The organism is Kitasatospora sp. NEAU-69, from assembly GCF_057158765.1.
Map to the genome: position 1 here is coordinate 1 of NZ_JBWXUE010000065.1, position 19,580 is coordinate 19,580.

19 protein-coding genes are annotated in these 19,580 nt (G+C 72.2%); 12 read left to right on the forward strand and 7 right to left on the reverse strand.

Annotation, left to right across the window (positions count from 1 at the left end; genetic code table 11):
• Positions 1 to 60: 60 nt before the first annotated feature.
• Positions 61 to 789: a G1 family glutamic endopeptidase gene (locus AC060L_RS36665; RefSeq protein WP_483803329.1), complete on the reverse strand. Its 729-nt coding sequence runs from the start codon at positions 787 to 789 to the stop codon at positions 61 to 63.
• A gap of 244 nt (positions 790 to 1,033) precedes the next feature.
• Between AC060L_RS36665 and AC060L_RS36670 the strand changes: the two genes are divergently transcribed.
• Complete coding sequence (locus AC060L_RS36670) at positions 1,034 to 2,041, forward strand: LuxR C-terminal-related transcriptional regulator (protein WP_483803330.1); 1,008 nt, start codon at positions 1,034 to 1,036, stop codon at positions 2,039 to 2,041.
• 29 nt (positions 2,042 to 2,070) lie between these two features.
• Here AC060L_RS36670 and AC060L_RS36675 read toward each other — a convergent pair whose 3' ends face one another.
• Both AC060L_RS36675 and AC060L_RS36680 read right to left on the reverse strand, forming a co-directional pair.
• Positions 2,071 to 3,543: a glycoside hydrolase family 5 protein gene (locus AC060L_RS36675; RefSeq protein WP_483803331.1), complete on the reverse strand. Its 1,473-nt coding sequence runs from the start codon at positions 3,541 to 3,543 to the stop codon at positions 2,071 to 2,073.
• A gap of 76 nt (positions 3,544 to 3,619) precedes the next feature.
• Positions 3,620 to 4,273, reverse strand: coding sequence for a TetR family transcriptional regulator (locus AC060L_RS36680; protein WP_483803332.1), 654 nt, complete (start codon positions 4,271 to 4,273; stop codon positions 3,620 to 3,622).
• 127 nt (positions 4,274 to 4,400) lie between these two features.
• Here AC060L_RS36680 and AC060L_RS36685 point away from each other — a divergent pair, with 127 nt between their 5' ends.
• Positions 4,401 to 5,618: an acyl-CoA dehydrogenase family protein gene (locus AC060L_RS36685; RefSeq protein WP_483803333.1), complete on the forward strand. Its 1,218-nt coding sequence runs from the start codon at positions 4,401 to 4,403 to the stop codon at positions 5,616 to 5,618.
• 38 nt (positions 5,619 to 5,656) lie between these two features.
• Here the strand turns inward: AC060L_RS36685 and AC060L_RS36690 are convergent, their stop codons facing one another.
• Positions 5,657 to 5,854, reverse strand: coding sequence for a DUF1918 domain-containing protein (locus tag AC060L_RS36690; protein WP_483803334.1), 198 nt, complete (start codon positions 5,852 to 5,854; stop codon positions 5,657 to 5,659).
• A gap of 78 nt (positions 5,855 to 5,932) precedes the next feature.
• Positions 5,933 to 6,808, reverse strand: coding sequence for an enoyl-CoA hydratase/isomerase family protein (locus AC060L_RS36695; RefSeq protein ID WP_483803335.1), 876 nt, complete (start codon positions 6,806 to 6,808; stop codon positions 5,933 to 5,935).
• Positions 6,809 to 6,919: 111 nt separating this feature from the next.
• Between AC060L_RS36695 and AC060L_RS36700 the strand changes: the two genes are divergently transcribed.
• The 10 genes from AC060L_RS36700 (at position 6,920) to AC060L_RS36745 (ending at position 17,098) form a co-directional block, all read left to right on the forward strand.
• Positions 6,920 to 7,447 carry an NUDIX domain-containing protein gene (locus AC060L_RS36700; RefSeq protein ID WP_483803336.1) on the forward strand — a complete coding sequence of 176 codons (528 nt, stop codon included), beginning with the start codon at positions 6,920 to 6,922 and terminating at the stop codon, positions 7,445 to 7,447.
• Positions 7,448 to 7,513: 66 nt separating this feature from the next.
• Positions 7,514 to 8,464 carry an NAD-dependent epimerase/dehydratase family protein gene (locus AC060L_RS36705; RefSeq protein ID WP_483803337.1) on the forward strand — a complete coding sequence of 317 codons (951 nt, stop codon included), beginning with the start codon at positions 7,514 to 7,516 and terminating at the stop codon, positions 8,462 to 8,464.
• Positions 8,465 to 8,582: 118 nt separating this feature from the next.
• A complete protein-coding gene (locus tag AC060L_RS36710) occupies positions 8,583 to 9,326 on the forward strand; it encodes a 4'-phosphopantetheinyl transferase family protein (protein ID WP_483803338.1) in 744 nt (247 codons plus the stop codon).
• A gap of 65 nt (positions 9,327 to 9,391) precedes the next feature.
• A complete protein-coding gene (locus AC060L_RS36715) occupies positions 9,392 to 10,546 on the forward strand; it encodes a low temperature requirement protein A (protein WP_483803339.1) in 1,155 nt (384 codons plus the stop codon).
• A gap of 139 nt (positions 10,547 to 10,685) precedes the next feature.
• Positions 10,686 to 11,054: a YciI family protein gene (locus AC060L_RS36720; protein WP_483803340.1), complete on the forward strand. Its 369-nt coding sequence runs from the start codon at positions 10,686 to 10,688 to the stop codon at positions 11,052 to 11,054.
• 42 nt (positions 11,055 to 11,096) lie between these two features.
• A complete protein-coding gene (locus AC060L_RS36725; RefSeq protein ID WP_483803341.1) occupies positions 11,097 to 12,293 on the forward strand; it encodes an RNA polymerase sigma factor in 1,197 nt (398 codons plus the stop codon).
• Positions 12,294 to 12,387: 94 nt separating this feature from the next.
• Positions 12,388 to 13,101 carry an aspartate/glutamate racemase family protein gene (locus AC060L_RS36730; RefSeq protein WP_483803342.1) on the forward strand — a complete coding sequence of 238 codons (714 nt, stop codon included), beginning with the start codon at positions 12,388 to 12,390 and terminating at the stop codon, positions 13,099 to 13,101.
• A 287-nt stretch (positions 13,102 to 13,388) separates the two neighbouring features.
• A complete protein-coding gene (locus tag AC060L_RS36735; RefSeq protein WP_483803343.1) occupies positions 13,389 to 14,213 on the forward strand; it encodes a hypothetical protein in 825 nt (274 codons plus the stop codon).
• A 289-nt stretch (positions 14,214 to 14,502) separates the two neighbouring features.
• On the forward strand, positions 14,503 to 16,011 hold the full coding sequence (locus AC060L_RS36740) for a helix-turn-helix domain-containing protein (RefSeq protein WP_483803344.1): 1,509 nt from the start codon (positions 14,503 to 14,505) through the stop codon (positions 16,009 to 16,011).
• 106 nt (positions 16,012 to 16,117) lie between these two features.
• Entirely contained in the window at positions 16,118 to 17,098 is a 981-nt protein-coding gene (locus AC060L_RS36745; protein WP_483803345.1) for a methylglyoxal synthase, read from the forward strand.
• Positions 17,099 to 17,162: 64 nt separating this feature from the next.
• On the opposite strand, the gene AC060L_RS36750 is transcribed toward AC060L_RS36745, so the two are convergent.
• Complete coding sequence (locus AC060L_RS36750; RefSeq protein WP_483799146.1) at positions 17,163 to 18,014, reverse strand: IS5 family transposase; 852 nt, start codon at positions 18,012 to 18,014, stop codon at positions 17,163 to 17,165.
• Positions 18,015 to 18,061: 47 nt separating this feature from the next.
• Positions 18,062 to 19,093, reverse strand: coding sequence for a DUF2786 domain-containing protein (locus AC060L_RS36755; RefSeq protein ID WP_483799145.1), 1,032 nt, complete (start codon positions 19,091 to 19,093; stop codon positions 18,062 to 18,064).
• Between the last annotated feature and the right edge of the window lie 487 nt (positions 19,094 to 19,580).

Genomic DNA, 19,580 nt, shown 5'->3' on the forward strand with positions numbered 1-19,580 from the left:
CCCCCCGCACCGGTGGTCTCCGTCAGCATTCGTGACGGTCCGTCAGGTCATGCCCAAGGTTCAGCCCGGGATGATGGAGAAGGAGCCGTTCTGCAGGCCGGTCTCGGTGTACGGGCCGCTGTCCACCGAGAACGGGTTGTAGTTGTCGAAGGACTGGCCGTTCACCGTGACGTTGGAGAAGTCCAGTTCGTTGAAGGACGGGTAGCTCTGGGACGGCGACTCGATCACCGCCTCGGCGCTGATGTTCTGCGCGCTGAGCGTCTTGGTGACGGTCTTGGTCCAGTTCTGGGTGGCGTCGTGCAGCGTCAGCGTGTAGCGGTGGCTGCCGGTGTAGGTCACGGTGCCGGTGAAGACGTCGCCGGCGGAGACCGGGTTGCTGAAGAACTGCGGCGGCGCCGGGTACATCTCGTACCAGCCGGAGTAGACCGGCGCGCCGCTGGAGCAGTCGACCTGGACGCCGGTCTGCTCGACGGTCTGCGAGCCGTAGCCGTCGATGCCGACCCACGGCGCGAACAGGTCGTTGGTGGTGTTGCACTGGACGTCCGGCATGGTCCAGGAGCCGGTGATCTTCTTGAAGCCGTTGCCCTGGGCGATGTAGCCGCCCCAGACGCTGTTGCCGGAGAAGCCGGGGCCGTTGTGGCCGCCGTTGCCGAAGATGGTGCCGTAGTGGACGGCGCTGTGCGCGGGGGTGGCCGCGACGGCGGCGGGCGCGGCCAGGCCGGCGCCGGAGAGCGCGAGCAGCGCCGCGACGGCGAGTCGGGCGGGCTTGACGGTGCGAAGGCTGGTCATGGCGGAGGAACTCCTAGGGCGCAAGAAGTGGGGGTCGTCGCGCCGCGGCACTCCGCCGGGTGGGGCCGGGCGGCGTGCCGAGGTGATGCGGCTCAGCGTGGCGCCCGGCGGCGACCTTGAGGAAGGTGGCAGCCGGAGCCGGAATGCGACATGGCGGAAACATGTCAGGGTGCGAAACTCTTGATTTCCGGCCAGGTTTGGACCACAGTCGGGTCACGAACTGGGCGGATGCCGGAGCCGGGGAATGGTCGTCCAGCAGCGCGGGATGCTGGGGGTGGCGCCGTTGTCGGAGCAGTGGACCGGGCGGTTGGGCGGGTTGGGCCTGGCTGGCGATCAGGAACTGCTCTACCTGCACCTGCTGACCAGTTCGGGCCTCAGTGCCGCCCAGCTGAGCAGCGCCCTCGGGCTGGGCGCGGAGCGGACGTCGGCCGCGCTCGGCGCGCTGGCCGACCTCGGGCTGGTCGAACGGCCGGGCCCGCAGGGCGTGCTGTGGAGTGCCGCGGCGCCGGACGTGGCGCTGGAGGAGCTGCTGATGCGGCGCGAGCTCGAACTGCGCCGCACCCGCGGGCGGATCAACGAGCTGCTGCGCACCTACCGCCGGGCCCGTCCCGACGCGGAGGCCGCCGGCCTGGTGGAGATCGTCACCGGCCGGGACTCGATCGCCGAGCTCTGGCGCAGCCTCCAGCTCGGCGTGCGTGCGGAGTTGCGGGTGCTGGACAAGCCGCCGTACATCCGCCGCGCCGACCCGGAGCTCGAACTGGCCGCGCTGGCCCGGGGCGTGCGGATGCGGGTGGTCTACGAGAGCCGGGTGCTGCGCGAGCCCGAGCGGCTCACCGAGATCCACATGTTCACCGGGGCCGGCGAGCAGGCCCGGGTGCTGCCCGAACTGCCGCTCAAGCTCGCGCTGGTGGACGAGCGCTGGGCGCTGCTGCCGGTCAGCTCGGGGACCGAGCTGCAGAGCGTGCTGCTGGTCCGCCCGTCCTCACTGCTGGACGCGCTGGCCGGTCTCTTCGAGCTGTACTGGTCGCGCGCGATGCGGATGCCGGCGCCGGACTCCACCGAACTGCCGCAGGACCGGCACCGCCAGCTGCTGGCGCTGCTCGCGGCGGGGCTGACCGACGAGAGCATCGCCCGGCAGATGGGCGTCTCGACCCGGACCGTGCAGCGCTGGGTGCGCGAGCTGATGGACCGGTTCGGCGCGCGCACCCGGTTCCAGGCGGGCATCCAGGCCGCCCGGGCCGACCTGCTCTGACGCTGCGCGGGCCGGTCACCGCGTACCGGTCAGTCGGTGACCGTGAGTGTGACGTCGGAGCCCGGCCGGGCGGCGGGCAGCAGTACCCGGATCCGCCCCGGCGTGCTGCGTTCGGTCAGCACGATCGGGGTGCCGGTCACCGTGACCCGCGCGCCGGCCGGGGCCGCGAGCTCGGTCCAGTCGCCGGGCCGTCCGGTGCTGAACTCGACCTGGTAGGAGCCGGCTTGCCAGGACTCCTCGCGGGGCACTCCGGCGAGCGCCACCGCGTACGGCCCGAAGGCCGGCTCGTCGCCCGGCGCGGGCTGCCCGTCCGGCCCCAACGCGCAGTAGCCGCCGTCTCCTTCGCACCAGTACCACATGGTCCAGGCGCTCGCGAAGCCCGCCATCGCGGCGACCTGGCGGCGGACCAGCTCGGTGTTGCCCGGGGTGCGCGAGTTCGGCGGCCCCCACTCACCGACCAGCACCGGCATCCGGTGGGCCTGCGGGTAGGCGGTGATCGCCGCGGTGTAGTTCTCGATGAAGCCGTCGGCGGGGTTCCAGTCGGCGCCGTTCTCCACGGCGGTGTCGTAGAAGTGCGGCGCGTAGCCGATCCGGGCGGCGCCCGGGCGCGGGTCGGCGAAGCCGGGCAGCTGGGTCGGCACCCCTTGGCCGACCAGCACGGTCGGCTCGACGAAGAGCCAACTGCGCTGGTCCACCGAGCGGATGGCACCGATCAGCCGCTGGTACATGCCGGCCAGCCGGCCCTGTTCCAGCGTGGCGGCGGAGGCGGCGAGCACCGCCGGGTCGCTCGGGTCGCCGTCGATCGGGCCGAACGGCTCGTTGAACAGGTCGTAGCCCAACAGGCTGGGGTGGCCGCGCAGTTCACCGGCCAGGTGGGTGTAGAAGTCGCTCTGCCACTGGCGCAGGTCGGCGTCGTCGTAGAGGTGCCGGAAGGCGGCCTGGACGGCCGGCTGGAAGTAGCCGGCGAACCAGTCGTTCGGGTCCGGCACGAACGGCAGGCCGTCGTCCCGGGTGGCCCAGAGCGGTATGCCGCGGTCGCCGCCGCCGAACGCCGGTCCGTAGACGTCCTGATGGAAGTCGATCACGGCCAGCAGGCCGTAGCGGTCGGCCCAGCCGAGGAGTTGCTGCAGCTTGCCGATCTCGACCGGGTCGTACCGGTCGCGGGTCGGTTCCAGCCGGTTCCAGGAGATCGCGACCCGCAGCAGCGTGAAGCCGTGCTCGGCGATCGCGCGGACATCGGCCTCGGTGGTCTCGTCGTACTTGTCGACGTTGAAGCCGCGCGGCTCGACGGTGCGCCCGGCCGGGTCGGCGAAGAGCGTCCGCCCGTCCGGCGTGCCGACCGTGCCGGTCGGGAAGTCGGCGGCGGGGAAGCCGCCGGCTGGGACGTTGCTGCCTGGGACGTCGCTGCGCGGCTGGTCGGGCTGCGCGAGGGCCGTCGGCGCGCTGGTCAGCAGCGCGGCGACGGCCAGGGTCAGGGCGGCGGCGGTACGGCGGACGCGCACGGGCACCTCGCACGGGGCTGGCCGGGATGGGGTGAGCGCCGATGCTCCCCGAAGCCGCCGCCGGGCGCAAGAGCCCCTACGTGGTGTCAGGATCGGTCGGGGGAACCGGAGTTGTGCTTGGCGAGGAGGGCAGCGGCGCGGCCGGCAGTGGCGCCGCGGCGGCGAGCCGGCCCCAGAGCAGGTCGGCCAGTGCCTGCACCATCCGGGCCCGCGGGCAGGGGCGCTGCTCCAGCCACCAGTCCCCGGCGGCCAGCACCATCCCGGTGATCGCCCGGCCCCAGGCCTCGGAGAGCAGCGGCGCGTCGGGGCCGAGGTCCACCTGGGCGGTCACCGCGCGGGTGATCTCCTCGGCGATCTGCCGCAGCGCGGGCGCCAGTGCGTTGCCGACCCCGTTCGGGTCGCCGGTCTCGGGGTGGGTGAGCAGCCGGTAGACCTGTGGCCGGGCCTCGATGCCGGCCAGGTACGTGTCCAGCACGTGCTCGACCCGCTCGCGCCGCTCCAGCGGTTCGGCCAGCGCGGCGCGCACGGCGGCCAGCAGTCCGGAGGTGTGGCGGTCCGTCAACGCCTGGAAGAGCCCGCCGCGATCGCCGAAGTGCCGGTACAGGATGGGCTTGGTGATGCCGGCCTCGGCGGCGATCGCGTTCATGCTCGCCCCCGGGCCGTCCCGCCGGACCACTCGGTCGGCGGCGTTCAGCAGCTGCTCCCTGCGTGGTTGCTCCAGGGCGGTCACCGATCCCTCCCATCCTCTGCGTGACGTTGTGCACGCGTTGACAGCCGTTACCTATCAGTAGCAGACTCCGTCCATGTTACCCCCGGTAACACCCCGGGCGGCGCGATCTTGATCCTGGAGGAACTGCATGACCACCTTCTCGATGGCGCTCGGCGAGGACCAGCTCGCCGTGCGCGACTGGCTGCACGGCTTCGCTGCCGACGTGATGCGCCCGGCCGCGGCCGAGTGGGACGAGCGCGAGGAGACCCCCTGGCCGATCATCCAGGAGGCCGCCCGGCTCGGCATCTACTCGCTCGACTTCTACGCCCAGCAGTTCTTCGACCCGTCCGGCATCGGCATACCGGTCGCCATGGAGGAGCTCTTCTGGGGCGACGCCGGCATCGGGCTCGCGATCGTCGGCACCACGCTGGCGGCCGTCGCGGTGCTGGCGAACGGCACCGACGAGCAGATCGGCACCTGGGCCCCGCAGATGTTCGGCACGCCCGAGGACGTCAAGGTCGCCGCGTTCTGCTCCTCCGAGCCGGACGCGGGCTCGGACGTCTCGGCGCTGCGCACCCGGGCGGTCTACGACCAGGCCACCGACGAGTGGGTGCTGAACGGCACCAAGACCTGGGCGACCAACGGCGGGATCGCCGCCGTGCACGTGGTGGTCGCCACCGTCGACCCGGCGCTCGGCGCGCGCGGACAGGCCTCCTTCGTGGTGCCGCCGGGCACGGCCGGGCTGAGCCAGGGGCAGAAGTTCAAGAAGCACGGGATCCGCGCCTCGCACACCGCCGAGGTGGTGCTGGACGGCGTCCGGGTGCCCGGGCACTGCCTGCTCGGCGGGAAGGAGAAGCTCGACGAGCGCCTCGCCCGGGCGCGCGAGGGCGCCAGGAAGTCCGGCCGCAACGCCGCGATGGCGACCTTCGAGGCCTCCCGCCCGGCGGTCGGCGCGCAGGCGATCGGGATCGCCAGGGCCGCCTACGAGGTGGCGCTGGACTACGCGAAGACCCGGGTGCAGTTCGGCCGCCCGATCATCGACAACCAGGGCGTCGCGTTCACCCTGGCCGACATGCGCACCCGGATCGACGCGGCCCGGCTGCTGGTCTGGCGGGCGTCCTGGATGGCCGCCAACCAGCAGCCGTTCACGGCGGCGGAGGGGTCGATGTCCAAGCTCTACGCCGGCGAGACCGCCAAGTGGGTGACGTCGCAGGCGATGCAGCTACTCGGTGGCAACGGGTACACCCGGGAGTACCCGGTGGAGCGGATGCACCGGGACAGCGCGATCTACACGATCTTCGAGGGCACCAGCGAGATCCAGCGGCTGGTCATCGCGCGCAGCCTCTCGGGGCTGCCGATCCGCTGAGGAGCCGCTGAGGACCCGCCGACGCGCCGGGCGCGCTGTTAGTGCTCGCCGTTTGCCCGGCGCTCGACCATGCAGTCGGGCCCCGGGTAGATCAGCCCTTCGTGGCCGTCGGCGAAGCGGACCATGTAGGGCGGCTCGCCGTCCTGGCCGCGCACCTCGAGGATCTCGCCCATGCGGTCGTCCATGCCGACCGCCCGGCTGTGGATGTGGATGTGGTCTCCAACGTGTGCACGCATGTCCGGAAACTCCTTGCCTCGGGGTGGGACTGCTCCTGAAGGCATCTCACCAGAGAGTGACTGGACCCACGTCTCACGTTACTCCGTCGGGCCTAGCAAGGGCCGGAACGCCGGCTCACGCCGCTCCAGGAAGGCCGCCAGCCCTTCGCGGACGTCCGGTGCCTGGCGGGAGCGGCGCTCCCAGGGCGCCAGCGCGGCGCGCGCGCCCGGCTCGTCCACGGCCGCCAGCGCCGCCTTGGCCGCGCCGATGGTCTGCGGCGAGCGGCGGGCCAGCAACCGGGCGAACTCCAGCGCGCGTGCGTCCAGCTGGTCGGCCGGGTGCACCTCGTCCAGCAGGCCGAACAGCTCGGCCCGCCGGGCGTCCACCAACTCCCCGGAGAAGAGCAGGTACTTCGCGCGGGCCGGGCCGACCAGCCGGGCCAGCCGGGTGGTCGGCACGGCCGGGTAGACCACGCCGAGCTTGGCCGGCGTGATGCCGAGCCGGGCGTCCTCGGCGCCGAACCGCAGGTCGCAGGCGGCGGCCAACTGGCAGCCGCCGCCGACGCAGGAGCCGTGCACCACCGCGATGGTCGGGTGCGGGAAGCCGGCCAGCGCCTGCTCCGCCTCGACGTTCTGCGCGTGGTACGCGTCGGCGGCGGCCGGATCGCCGTACACCTCGGAGAGCTCGGCGATGTCGGCGCCCGCGCTGAAGGTGCCCGCCGCGCCGGTGACCAGCAGCGCCCGTACGTCCGGCCGGGCGGCCAACTCGGCGAGCAGCGCGGGCAGTGCCTGCCACATCGCGAGCGTGACCGCGTTGCGGCGGTGCGGCCGGTCGAGCAGCAGCACGGCCACGCCGTCCCCGGCGCCGTCCCCGGCGGTGTCCACGGTGGTGTCCTCGGCGGGACCGAACGCCCGCAGGCCGGTGACGGGCGTGGGCAGCTCGGGGCGGTCGGCGAGCAGGATCTGGTCGGTCATGGCGCCAACTCTCCCAGGTCGCCGACACGCGGGACGGCCCGGGCTCCGCGCCGACGTGGTTGAATGCCGCCGAACGCCCGAGCACCGTCCGCACCTGCTGGAGGAGCGACCATGGACGAGCAGCAGCAGTCGCAGTCACAGTCGCAACCGCAGCCGCAGCAGCCCGAATCGCGGGACCGCTGGCTGGCCTCACTGCCCCGCTCCTACACCGCCGCCGCCACGCTGCTGACGGACGAGGCCGGCCGGGTCCTGATCCTCAAGCCGAACTACCGCCCCGGCTGGCAGTTCGCCGGCGGCACCGTCGACCTCGGCGAGGACGCCCGCGAGTGCGCGCGGCGCGAACTGTGGGAGGAGACCGGCCTGGTGATCGATCCCGGGCGGCTGCTGGTGGTCGCCTGGACCCACCCCTCCGACCAACTCGACCACCCCGCCGTGCACTTCATGTTCGACGCGGGCACCGTGCCGGTGGACACCCCGGTCACGCTGCAGGAGTCGGAGATCGAGGACTACCGCTGGCTCACCCCCGAGAAGGCCTATCCGCTGCTCGGCCCGGCCCGTGCACCCCGGCTGCAGGCCGCGCTGGAGGCCCGGGCGGACGGCGAGACCCGGATCCTGGGCAGCAGCATCACCGGGATCTGATCTACCGTCACATCACCTGCTGTGAAAGTCGATGCATCGGTGTGTCGGCCTCACTAGGCTGGGCGCATGCGAATTCTGGTGCTGGGTGGGACGTCGTTCGTCGGCCGGGCCATCGTGACGGACGCGCTGGCGCACGGCGCCGAGGTCACGCTGTTCGGGCGCGGCAGGACCGGACCGGAGCTGTTCCCGGGCGTCGAGCGGCGGCTCGGTGATCGCGACCTGGGCGACTACTCGGCGCTGGCCGAGGGCGGTTGGGACGCCGTGGTGGACGTCAGCGGCTACCGCGTGCGCGAGGTCGGCCAGGCGATGGACGCGCTGGGCGACCGGGTCGGCCGCTACCTCTTCATCTCCAGCCACGCCGTCTACGTGCGCGAGGGCCTGGCGCCGGGCTCGGACGAGGACACGCTGCGCCGGCCGGCGGTGCGCGATGCCGAGGAGCTCGACGAGTCGACCTACGGGCCGTCCAAGGTCGCCTGCGAGGACGATGTGCTGGCCCGCTACGGCGCGCGGGCGACGATCGTGCGCGCCGGAAAGGTGGCCGGCCCGTACGACTCCTCCGACAGCTTCACCTACTGGGTCCGGCGGGCCGCGCGCGGCGGCCGGATCGCGCTGCCCGGTGATCCGCAGCAGCCGGTCCAGATCATCGACTCGCGCGATCTGGCCCGGCTGGTCGTGCAGTTGATCGCCGACGACCGCCCCGGTGCGTTCCACGCGGTGGGCCCGGCCGAGCCGGTCACGCTCGGCGGGCTGATCGAGACCTGCGCCCGGGTGGCCGGCAGCAGGATCGAGCTGGTGCCGGTGGCCCCGGAGACGGGCGGCGGGTTCTTCCCGCTGGTCCGGTCGGACTGGGCGGGCCAGCAGCGCAGCGCCGCCCGGGCCCGGGCGGCCGGGATGCCGGCGACCCCGCTGGAGGTCACCGCGGCCGACGTGCTGGCCTGGGACCGCGAGCGCGGGGAGCCGCCGCTGCGGTCCGGGTTCTCGGCTGCGGAGGAGGAGAAGCTGCTGGCGGAGCGCTGAGCGCGGGCTGCCCGCGCCGGTTGTCCGCGCTGACTGCTCGCGCCGGCTGTTTGCAACATCGCGAACCATGGGATGGGATGACCCGGGACGAGCGGCGGTCGCTATGAGGGGTGTGGGGATGGCAACGGAGTCCGACGTCGAGGTCTGGCGGGTGGCCGTCACGCCCGGGAACGCCGCGGCCGCCGTGCGCGCCGATGCGCTGCTCGACCAGGCCGAGCGCGCCCGCGCGGCCGCCTTCCGCCGCGACACCGACCGCGAGCTCTACCAGGTCGCGCACGTCGCGCTGCGCACCGTACTGGCGAGCCGCGGCGCCGGCCGAGCCGACGCGCTGCCGTTCCGCCGGGCCGCCTGCCCCGGCTGCGGTGAACTGCACGGCCGCCCCGAGCTGGCGATCGACGGCCCGCCGCTGGAGTTCTCGCTCTCGCACACCGCCGGCCTGGCGCTGATCGCGGTGGCGGCCACGCCGGTCGGCGTCGACGTCGAACACCGCTCCGCGTTCAGCGCCGCGGCCGCCGCCGACGTGGCGGGCCAGCTGCACCCCGCCGAGCGGGCCGAGTTGGCCGGGCTGGCCGGCGTGCCCGAGCGGTGGCGGGCGGCGGTGCTGCGCTGCTGGGTGCGCAAGGAGGCGTACCTGAAGGGGACCGGCATGGGGATCGGGCAGGGCGTGGACCAGGACTACGTCGGCCTCGGCAGCGAGCGCCCGGGCGGCGAGCAGCAGCCCGGCACCGGCGGGCCGGCGGGCTGGCAGTTGCGCGGGCTGGACGTTCCGGCCGAGTACGAGGCGGCGCTGGCGCTGCGGACGACGCGCTCCGCCCTGCGGGTCACGGTGGCGGACCTGGACCTGGCGGCCGCGCTGGTGTGAGCAGGGGGGTGTGAGCGGGGGCGTGACAGCGGGGGCGGTCAGCTGTGGCTGGAAGAATCCCCGCTGTGACCACTGCGCCAGATCAGACAGCCGGCCTGCCCGGCCCTGCGGCAGCCGAGTCGGTGCGCCCGCTGGAGCTCTTCTTCGACCTCGTCTTCGTCTTCACGATCACCCAGATCGCCTCGGTCCTCGCCGCCCGGCCGACCGGCGCGGGCCTGGCGCGTACCGCCGTCCTGCTGACCATCACGTGGTGGATGTACGCCGGGTACGCATGGCTCACCAACGCGCTCGACCTCGACCGCACCGGCCCCCGGCTGATCCTGATGACCGGGACCGCCGGCTTCTTCGTGATGTCGATGGCCGTTCCACGGGCGGACGGGCCGGGCCCGTGGGGCCTGGTCTTCGGCGTGGCGTACCTGGTGGTGGTGGCCGTGCACGCGCTGGGCTTCCTCGGGACCTCCGGTCACCGCGGCATCACCCGGATCGGCCCGGTGAACGTCACCAGCGCGCTGATCGTGCTGGCCGCCGGCGCCCTGCCGCCGCACCTGCGGATCTGGGGCTGGGCGCTGGCCTGCGCGCTGGAGTGGGTCACCCCGTTCGTCATCGGCACCGGCGGATTCACGGTCGGCGTCGGGCACTTCGTCGAACGGCACGGTCTGGCGGTGATCATCGTGCTGGGGGAGTCGATCACCGAGGTCGGCGCGGCGGCGATGCGCCTCGACGACCTGGTCACGGTCGTGGTCGGCGCCCTGCTCGCGCTGGCCTCCAGCGCCGCCATGTGGTGGCTCTACTTCGACCGGGAGGAGCACGACGGCGCCCGGCTGCTGGAACGCGTGCCGGTGCCGCGGCGCTCGCGGGTGGCGGTCTACTCGTTCGGCTACGCGTACCTGGTGATGATCTTCGGCATCGCGGTCTCGGCGGTCGGCATGCAGGAGGCGATCAACTCCTTCGGCGCCGGGCTGCACGGCGTCCCCGCCGCCCTGCTGCCACTCGGCGTGGCGCTCTTCCTGGCCGGCCTCTCCGGCTTCCACCGCGCCCTCGCCGGCAGCTGGCCGCTCGCCCGGCTCGTCGCAGTGCCGGTGGTCGCGGCGGCAGGCCTGCCGGCGGCGCGCTGGGGCAGCGGCGCGGCCGCGCTCTGCGTGACGGGCGCGGTGCTCGTCGGCCTGATCGCCTGGGAACGCCATCGCCCCGGCGCCGGGCCGCTGCAGCACGTCGCCTGAGCCGGTCCGCCGGTCCGGCCGGCGGGGTAGGAGTAACTCGTCTGGATTTGCCGACCGGCGGATGTCGAAAGGCGCCGGGCGGCTCCGACTTCCTGTCGAGCCGCCCCCAGAGGGTGGACCCGACGCAAGGAGCAAGGACATGAAGTATCTCCTGATCATGCAGGTCAACCAGGAGGTCCTGGACGCCCTCTCGGAGGACGAACGCAAGCTCGTCATGGAAGGCCACGGCGCGTTCATGAAGACCGTCCAGGATTCCGGCGAGTTCGTCCTCACCCAGGCACTCGCCGACCCGGCGAACTCGACCGTCGTCACCGGCACCGGCGGCGCGCCGGTCGTCACCGACGGGCCGTTCATCGAGGCTAAGGAACACATGGGCGGCTACTACCTGATCGACTGCGAGAGCAAGGAGCGCGCGATCGAGATCGCCAAGCTCATTCCGGACACCCGGATCAAGGGCCTGTCGATCGAGATCCGCCCGGTGATGTTCTCGTGCGGGGCCGATCTGTGAACGGCCGTCCGTGAGTGCTGAGATCCGTGAGTACTGAGATCCGTGAGTACTGAGATCGAGGACCTGCTGCGCGGCCTGGCGCCGCAGGTCCTCGGCGCGCTCGTGCGCAGGCACGGGCAGTTCGAAGCCTGCGAGGACGCCGTGCAGGAGGCGCTGCTCGCGGCGTCCGTGCAGTGGCCGGAGCAGGGTGTGCCGAGCAGGCCCGTGGGCTGGCTGGTGACGGTCGCCAGCCGCAGGCTGACCGACCACTGGCGCAGCGAGGTGGCCCGGCGGGAGCGTGAACTGGCCGTCGGCCTGGAGCCGGTGCCGGACGACGACCCGTCCCGTGACGTGGACGACACGCTGCGCCTGCTGTTCCTGTGCTGCCACCCGAAGCTGTCGGCGCCCTCCCAGGTGGCGCTGACGCTCCGGGCGGTCGGCGGCCTCACCACGGCCCAGATCGCGCACGCGTTCCTGGTGCCGGAGAGCACCATGGCACAGCGGATCAGCCGGGCGAAGCAGACGATCAAGGGCACCGGCTTCCCGGACGGCCCCGAGCGGCTGCCCATCGTGCTGCAGGTGCTGTATCTGATCTTCAACGAGGGCTACACCGCCACCTCCGGGCCCGACCTGCAACGGGTCGAGCTGTCCGCGGAGGCCATCCGGCTCGCCCGTGAGGTGCACCGGCTGCTGCCGGACGACGGCGAGGTCGCCGGGCTGCTCGCGCTGATGCTGCTCACCGACGCCCGGCGGGGGACGCGCAGCAAGGACGGCGTGCTGGTACCGCTCGCCGAGCAGGACCGCAGCCGCTGGGACCGCGCGCGGATCGAGGAAGGCGTCGCGCTGGTCTCCGGCGCCCTGGTCTCCGGCGCCTTGGCCAAGGAGCCGGCCGGGCCGTACCTGTTGCAGGCCACGATCGCCGCGATCCACGACGAGGCGCCGTCCACCGAGGAGACGGACTGGGCCGAGGTGCTGATCCTCTACAAGATCCTGGAGCGGACCGCGCCGAACCCGATGGTCACCCTGAACCGCGCGATCGCGACCGCGATGGTGCACGGCCCGGCCGAGGGGCTGGCCCTGCTCGCCACGCTCGACGCCGACAAGCGGGTGGCCGGCCACTACCGGCTCGACGCGGTGCGCGGGCACCTGCTCGACCTGGCCGGTCGGCACGAGCAGGCCCGCGAGCACTACCGGCGGGCCGCGAGGCTCACGATGAGCCTGCCGGAGCGCGAGTACCTGCTGCGCCGGGCCGGGCGGTAGCGGCCGGGCCGCCGGTTACTCCAAGTGAGGCTTATATATCTGGGTCTGCCATGCTTGATTCCTTATATGGGAGACGTGAGGGGTGTGGCCGGCCATGAAGACGATCGGGCTGATCGGTGGGATGAGCTGGGAGTCGACGGCGGAGTACTACCGCCTGCTGAACGAGTTCACGCGTGACCGCCTCGGTGGACTCCACTCCGCCCGGTGCGTGCTCTACTCGGTGGACTTCGCGGAGATCGAGCAGTTGCAGGTCCAGGGCCGCTGGGCGGAGGCCGGCGAGATCCTGGCGTCGGCCGCTCGGGCTCTTGAGGCGGCCGGTGCCGACATGGTGCTGATCTGCACCAACACCATGCACAAGGTCGCCGACCAGGTCGAGGCGGCGGTCGGCATCCCGCTGCTGCACCTGGCCGACGCCACCGCGGCCGCCGTACGGGCGTCGGGCCTGCGCCGAGTCGGCCTGCTGGGCACCGCGTTCACCATGGAGCAGGAGTTCTACCGGGGTCGTCTCGAAGCCGGCGGGCTCGATGTGCGCATCCCGGACGCCGACGGGCGCGCGCTCGTCCACCAGGTGATCTATGAGGAGCTCTGCCTGGGCATCGTGCGGGAGGAGTCACGCGCCGCCTACCGGAGGGTCATCACCGACCTGGTCGCCGGCGGCGCGGAGGGCATCATCCTGGGCTGCACCGAGATCGAGCTGCTCGTCGGTGCCGAGGACAGCCCCGTCCCGGTCTTCCCCACCGCACGCCTCCACGCCGCGGCCGCCGTCGAGACGGCACTGTCCGGCACCCGGAGCGACGCGCCGAGCTGAGGGACCGGAATGCCGCTGTCCTGTCCTGTCCTGCCCTGCCCTGGTCGCACCTGCCCTGGTCGCAGTCGTCCGGTGGATCTAATCTGACGGTATGGCCGCCTTGCGCGCCTGCCCGACAGTTGCGCCGACCATCGGTCGTGGGCGGCCCTGACCAAGCGGTGCTGCGGCGGACGTCCCGTTGCCCCGACCCGCCCGCAACGCCGCGGGAAGGTGGGATCATGCGCGCTACGACCGGATCCAGGGGGAAGTTACTCGGAACGAGGTCGGGTGTTCTCGTCGCGGCGGCGGTGCTGGCGACCGCCTTCGGCGCGAGCGGTCAGCCCGTCCAAGCCGCGACGCCGACCCGCACGGCGCCCGTCCAAGCCTGCCCGAGCGAGCCGCTGCCCCCGGGCTCGCCACCGCTGACGGCCCCCTCGGGCACCGTGCCGGTGCCCGACCCGGTCAACCTGCCGCAGGGCAGCGCGGTCTTCGGCGCGAGCTACCCGGGCAACGCCCAGTACGTGGTCGCGCCGGGCAGCTGGTCCTGTGACGTGGTCTTCTTCGCCGCCGACGGCGGCCAGCAGGTGTACGTCCACCCGGGCGCGCACCTCGCCGACCCGCTCGGCGCGACGTTCGACTCGGTGCTGGTGCAGGCCGTCTTCGACAGCGGCGGCGCTCAGACCAACATCGACCTGGCGTGCCCGTTCATCGCTGAGGCCACGGCCGCCCCGCCGGGCGGACAGCCGGTCACCTGTGGGGCCCCGCCCCGCCAGTCCGCGGACCAGGTGCACGCGATACCGACGAACGTCCCCGGCCTCTCGCTGGCCGCCGTCGGCGTCCCGGTCGGCGTCCGCGAGCCGAACATCGCCGCCAGCGGACAGGCTCCGCCGAGCGGACAGACCAACCCGGTGGTCGCGCTGGTGGCGCTCCAGGGCCCGCAGGGGAACGCTCAGGAGATCTCCTGTGCACTGCCCGCGGACACGGCTGCCGCCAAGGCCACGGCCGTCAGCAACTGCCAGGCCAGCCTCGGCTTCTTCCTGGCCAACAGCTCGGTGGGCCACCAACTGAACACCACCGACCTGGCCGGCGCGATCGCGAACCTGAACACGTTCGTCGCCTCGTTCATCGGCTGAGCAGCGGCATCGACAGCGGCAGCGGCCGAGCCCCTGCGCGGCGCGCTCGTGACAGGCGGCCTGGCAGCAGTCGGACGGGCGCACGGCCAACCCCCGTGTGGCCGTGCGCGGTCCGACTGCTGCCGTGTCCACCGCCGAAATCTACGACGGCGCCCGTCCATGCGCGGGACCTGGTTGCACCGTGACGCGGGCCTTCCGGTGTCGGATCGCACAGTGAGCCGGTTGTGCGCGTGTGATGGCCCGGCTACTCTCCCGCCGAACGGTTTCTCGTGTGCCTCGGGGGAGTCGCATGGACGGTGACCTGTCGGCGGACACGACGGCCGGCGGACGGGTTCGACGGGCTGAAGACGTGCTGGGCATGCAGCGTGCCGCCCGCAGGGGCGGCACCGAGCCGGTGCTGCGCTGGCTGGCCCGGCGTACCGGGGGTGACGTATTCCTGGTGGACGGCGGGGGCGATCCCGCCCTCGCTCCGCAGCCCACCCTCGGCGAGACCGGGCGCGCTCTGGCGCTGCGCGGAGTGCGGGAGATGACCGCACGCCGGCTGAGGTCCGCAGTCATCGACCAGGACGGGCTCACCTGCATCGTCCTGGCTCTCGATGTCCCGTCGGGTCACCGTGCACCGTTCCTCGCCGCCGTGGTCCCCCGGTCGAGGCCAACGGAACTGTCACTCCTGCTCGCTGACGCTGCATCGGTGCTGAGCGTCACCTGGCTGGCGGCTCAGACCGAACGCCGGCAGGACCGGCTGCGGATCGCCGATGCCAGGAACCGGGAGGCCGTCCTCCACCTGTTGATGAATGGTCAGACAACGGCCGCACGCCAAGTGGCGGGTGCGCTGCGGCCGCCGCTGCCCTCGGCGGTGCGGGTGTACGTCGTCGAGGGTCCGCGTCGCGACCGTGCCCGGGTGGCCGAGGAGCTGTCCCGGGTCGCGGAGAGCGCATGGATCGTGCCGTGTCCGGTCTACGCCGACCACATCTTCGTACTGGTTCCCGCCGACGGCGCCCATGCGTGGGTGTGGCCCCCCGGACTCGCGGCGAACTGCCACATCGGCGTGAGCGACAGGGTGACCTTGCGTGATACCGCCACTGGCTACGGGCAGGCGTTCCACGCCTTGGCCGCCGGACGCGACGGCTCGGGCGGGCCGTCCTCGTTCCTGGCCAACCCCGACCTGACGCTGACCATCGGGCCCGCCGCGACGGCCTGGGCGGCTGCCTTCCTCGCGCCGATCCTCGCCCACCGCGCAAGGCGGGCCCAGGATCCGGACGCTTCCGAGCTGCTGGCCACCGCCGCATCGTGGCTCAACTTCCACTCACGCGCCACGGCCCACCTGAAGATCCACCGCAACACCTTGAGCGGGCGCCTGACGTGCATCCAGGAGCTACTGGCGCTGGACCTGCACCGGCTCGGCGACCAGGCGGCACTGGCCCTGGCATTGAGTGCGACCGCCGCAGCGCCACTACTCCACCAGGGGCAGTCGGCGACCGGAGCAGGGGGTACGTCACCGCCGACCCTGGACGAACTCCTGTCGCTGCCACAGGTTTCGGCGTGGGCGCAGGCCAGGATCCGCCCGGTCACGGCGCCCGATGTGCCGGCCTACATCGCGGACACGCTCACCACCTGGCTGCGTCTCGACGCGCGGATCGGCCCCACGGCAGACGCGCTGGCGGTCTCGGTCTCGGCCGTGCGGAAGCGACTGGCACGCGCCGAGGCGCTGCTCGGACGCTCGTTGCTGCGGCCCCCCAGTGCCGTCCATGACCAGTGGATCGCACGACGGTCCCTCGAACTGACCAAGGGCGCTTGAACGGAGACCCGTCGGCGCGGTCGGTCGGCACCAGCCGCCGGTGCATCACCCACGACGAACACGGGCGCCACCAGCCCCGAGATTACCGTGACCTTGCATGGGGTAGATGGTCTCCGCTCAGGACGATGATCGTATAATCATCAGGGAGTTGACCTTGGACTACCATGCGCGAGCGCAGCGGGCCCATGCCTTATTCGACCTCTATGACGTCGACAAGGACCGGCACATCACGCGTTCCGATCTCAGGGCCTATTCGAACCGCATGATCTCCGGGCTGAGTGCCGGGGAGGACATGACTCACGACCACTCGCACGCCCTGCGCACCGCCTTCTCCCACCTGTGGATCCAACTGGCGGCGGTCTCGGACACCGATCACGACGGGTCGATCGGCCAGCAGGAGTTCATCGCGGCCACCGACCGCGGCGCCTTCGACGCCGATCCCCGGTTCCGTCGAGCAGTGCTCGAAGCTCTCGATGCGATCGCCGAAGCGCTCGACGTCAAAGGCGACGGGTACATCGCCCGGGTCGACTACGACCGCCTGTTCGACGCCTCCGGGCTCGACCCGCACGAGCACGGCCTCAGCTTCGACGAGCTCGACACCGAGCACTCCGGGTTCCTGCACCACGAGCAACTGCGCGCGCTCGCCCTGCACCTCTTCCCGCTCGCCGACCCCTCCTGGCTCGATCCCGAAAGCGCTCTGGTCGTCGAGCGCCCCGGCATCGCGCTCGTCGCCCACGACACCCGCAAGCCCGACCTGATCGCCTGGGCCGCAGACCGGAGCGCCGACCTCGAGCCGTACCGGATCTTCGCCACCGGCACGACCGGCTCGCTGCTCGCCGACAAGCTCGGCCTGGAGGTCACGGCCCTGCACAGCGGGCCGCTGGGCGGCGACCAGCAGATCGGTTCGCGCATCACCGAAGGGGAGATCCACGCGGTGATCTTCTTCTGGGATCCGCTCACCGCCCACCCGCACGGCGACGACGTACGCGCACTGGTGCGCCTGTCCACGCTGGCCAACATCCCCATCGCACTCAATGCAGCGAGCGCCGACCTGCTGGTGACCGGCCGGACGCTGGCCACCGGCTGAGGGCTCGCACGAGAAACATCGGCTGAGCCCACCCCCTATCCGCATAAGAGCGTCCGCCAGTAGGTCATCGGATGCGGGGGCTGTGGGGGCGTGTGTCCCAGCGGTGGGTGAACCATGCTCGTCGTATCAGGCTGCGGATGGTGACGATGGCCGTAGCCAGGGCGATGTAGAACTCGACGCACGCCCGGCGGCGCTCGGTGCAGCGGCGGAGCTTGCCGAAGTTGTTCAGCCACGAGTTCGTTCTCTCCACCACCCAGCGGCCGTCCGCCTGGATCGGGGTCTGCTGGCCGCGTTTGGCGATCCGCGGAGCGATCTGGCGTTCTGTCAGGTCCTCGTAGACGATGCGGTAGTCGTATCCGGCGTCCAGGCTGAGGCTGGGGTGCTCGGGCAGCGGGCCGAGTTCCTTGCCAAGGTCGCGGTACTGGTCGAGGGTCGTCGGAAGGAGCGTGTGGTCGCGGATGTTGGCCGGGGCCGGGTGAGTGACCAGCGGGATGCCGTAGGCCTCGGTCAACTGCGAGCGTTTGACGCCTTGTTTGGCACGGTCAACCGGGCTCCTGCCGGCGCATTCGCCTCCGGACGGTGCCTTGGTCTGGCAGCCGTCGGCAGCCAGATGCTCCAGCTCCAAGCCGACCATGCGGTCGTAAGCGGCCAGAGCCGCCAGGCGCAGGACCTCGCCCATCCCCAGGGCGATCCAGTGGTCCCGGCGGCGTCGGATCGTGGTGGCTGAGCAGGCCTGGTCCGCCACGCGCTCGTAGCCCATGCCGGACACCAGGACCAGGATGAGCCTGTCGAAGACCAGCGCGTCGGGGATGCGCGGGTTGTGGCAGCCCAGCGGGTGGTCGTCCCGGTGTTCCGGCAGCAGCGCGAGGAACTCCTTGCGCAGCGGATCCAGGATGCAGGCAGGAACGACAGGCACGAGCCCTCCCCGAACACGCGGACGTCACAGCGCCGCGCCCGGGCGGTTCAGCGCAGCGCGCCGGCCCTGGTGTGCAGTTCGGCCCGGTCGGCGGCGGCCGTGCCGTGGGCCCACCCCTCGCGGTCGTTGGCGTATGCCGAACCGTGACTGTACGACAGCTCGCCGAACAGCTCGTCCACCTGGTCGTCCACGGCTTCGGCCCGCGAGGCCAGCACCGGCAGCAGCCCTGCCGTCCGGCCGACTTTTCCGGCCGCCTTCACCGCCTGCTCGGCGACCCGCCCGAGCCGCTCCTCGATCCTGGCGGCGTAGGCCACCAGGAACGACTGCCTGAAGGACCGGGTGCGCGAGCTACCGTCCCCACGCTTGCGCGCGCCCGCCGCCTGCAGCGCCGCCTGGGCCTGGACCAGCAGCGAGGTGAACAGCAACTCGACCGCCTCCACATCGGAGGCGAAGCCGACCACCGTGGAGAACCCCAGGTTCCTCGACCACACCGTGCGACAGCGGTTCGCCTCCGCCACCGCCTGCAGCAGCACCACCTTCGGCTCCTCATACGGGGCATCCACCGCCACCCGCACCCCGCCCGGCGTCTGCCGCTCACCCCGCTCCACCGCCAGCAGCGCCATGTCGATGCTGTGCTGGGACATCAACTGCTGCGCCTTGGCCGTCAGCGCTTCCGCCTCCTCGGGGAAAGAGGTCGACTCGGCCTTCGCGAGCAGTGCCCGAATCTTGCCCAGCAGCGAAGACTCCACCCCGCCGGCCTCGACCATCCCAGCGCTGCCGGTCTCACAGGGCACCGGCATCAGCCGCGGCACCTCGGGAAGCCGGCTCAGCAGTTCGAACAGTTCAACGACGGCCCGTCCCAGCACCACCGGATCGCTCTTCTCCCGCGCGGCCGCACCGTCGACGTAGGCGTCGTCGTCACCCCACCACGCCGTAGCCGATGCCTCCGCAAGCTGCTCGGCCCAGCGATTGGGCAACCGCCTCGCCGGATACTCGCGGTGCTCCGCGGCGACCAGATCGGCGGCGATCCGCGCGTGCCGCACGGCCAGCTCCCGGCGTGCGACACGCACCACATCCATTGGCTGCCAGCCACGGTGCCACAGATCGTGCACCACCACTCCACCCACCTGGAGCACCGCACGGCCGATACCGCGCCGGGCGAACAGCGCAGCGGCTCGCTCAAGCGCCGCTGCGCGACGCCCGGCGTCTCCAGCCGGCACAGCACACAACCGTGCCATCGCCTCATCCAGGAGATCCGCGACAGTCCGCGCACCACCCGGCCGAGGAACGGGCCCGCCACTACCCAGGCAGAACGGATCACCGCACTCGCAGGAAGCGAACCCGAAAGCCGCCCCTTGCCCCGCCCCGCTCCGCCCTCTCGCGTCCCGCTGCTTCTTCTTGGCCCGCCGACGCTCCTGGTTGCGCTTACCCAACCCAGTTCCCCAAGCCCTCTATCGCTGTCCCACTGCCGATACCGAGCGTAGCGGCAAACCGGAGCACACCACCTGCCGACAACGGAACAGAGCACCAGCGCGAGCGATCACCGGACCTACTGGCGGACGCTCT

What these genes read in the sequence shown, in the direction of transcription:
- AC060L_RS36690 (WP_483803334.1), bottom strand. Translation starts at nt 5,854, where the DNA reads ATGCGTGCACACGTTGGAGACCACATCCACATCCACAGCCGGGCGGTC.
- AC060L_RS36710 (WP_483803338.1), top strand. Translation starts at nt 8,583, where the DNA reads ATGGCAACGGAGTCCGACGTCGAGGTCTGGCGGGTGGCCGTCACGCCC.
- AC060L_RS36700 (WP_483803336.1), top strand. Translation starts at nt 6,920, where the DNA reads ATGGACGAGCAGCAGCAGTCGCAGTCACAGTCGCAACCGCAGCCGCAG.
- AC060L_RS36705 (WP_483803337.1), top strand. Translation starts at nt 7,514, where the DNA reads ATGCGAATTCTGGTGCTGGGTGGGACGTCGTTCGTCGGCCGGGCCATC.
- AC060L_RS36745 (WP_483803345.1), top strand. Translation starts at nt 16,118, where the DNA reads ATGGTCTCCGCTCAGGACGATGATCGTATAATCATCAGGGAGTTGACC.
- AC060L_RS36695 (WP_483803335.1), bottom strand. Translation starts at nt 6,808, where the DNA reads ATGACCGACCAGATCCTGCTCGCCGACCGCCCCGAGCTGCCCACGCCC.
- AC060L_RS36720 (WP_483803340.1), top strand. Translation starts at nt 10,686, where the DNA reads ATGAAGTATCTCCTGATCATGCAGGTCAACCAGGAGGTCCTGGACGCC.
- AC060L_RS36670 (WP_483803330.1), top strand. Translation starts at nt 1,034, where the DNA reads ATGGTCGTCCAGCAGCGCGGGATGCTGGGGGTGGCGCCGTTGTCGGAG.
- AC060L_RS36755 (WP_483799145.1), bottom strand. Translation starts at nt 19,093, where the DNA reads ATGGATGTGGTGCGTGTCGCACGCCGGGAGCTGGCCGTGCGGCACGCG.
- AC060L_RS36740 (WP_483803344.1), top strand. Translation starts at nt 14,503, where the DNA reads ATGGACGGTGACCTGTCGGCGGACACGACGGCCGGCGGACGGGTTCGA.
- AC060L_RS36685 (WP_483803333.1), top strand. Translation starts at nt 4,401, where the DNA reads ATGACCACCTTCTCGATGGCGCTCGGCGAGGACCAGCTCGCCGTGCGC.
- AC060L_RS36665 (WP_483803329.1), bottom strand. Translation starts at nt 789, where the DNA reads ATGACCAGCCTTCGCACCGTCAAGCCCGCCCGACTCGCCGTCGCGGCG.
- AC060L_RS36730 (WP_483803342.1), top strand. Translation starts at nt 12,388, where the DNA reads ATGAAGACGATCGGGCTGATCGGTGGGATGAGCTGGGAGTCGACGGCG.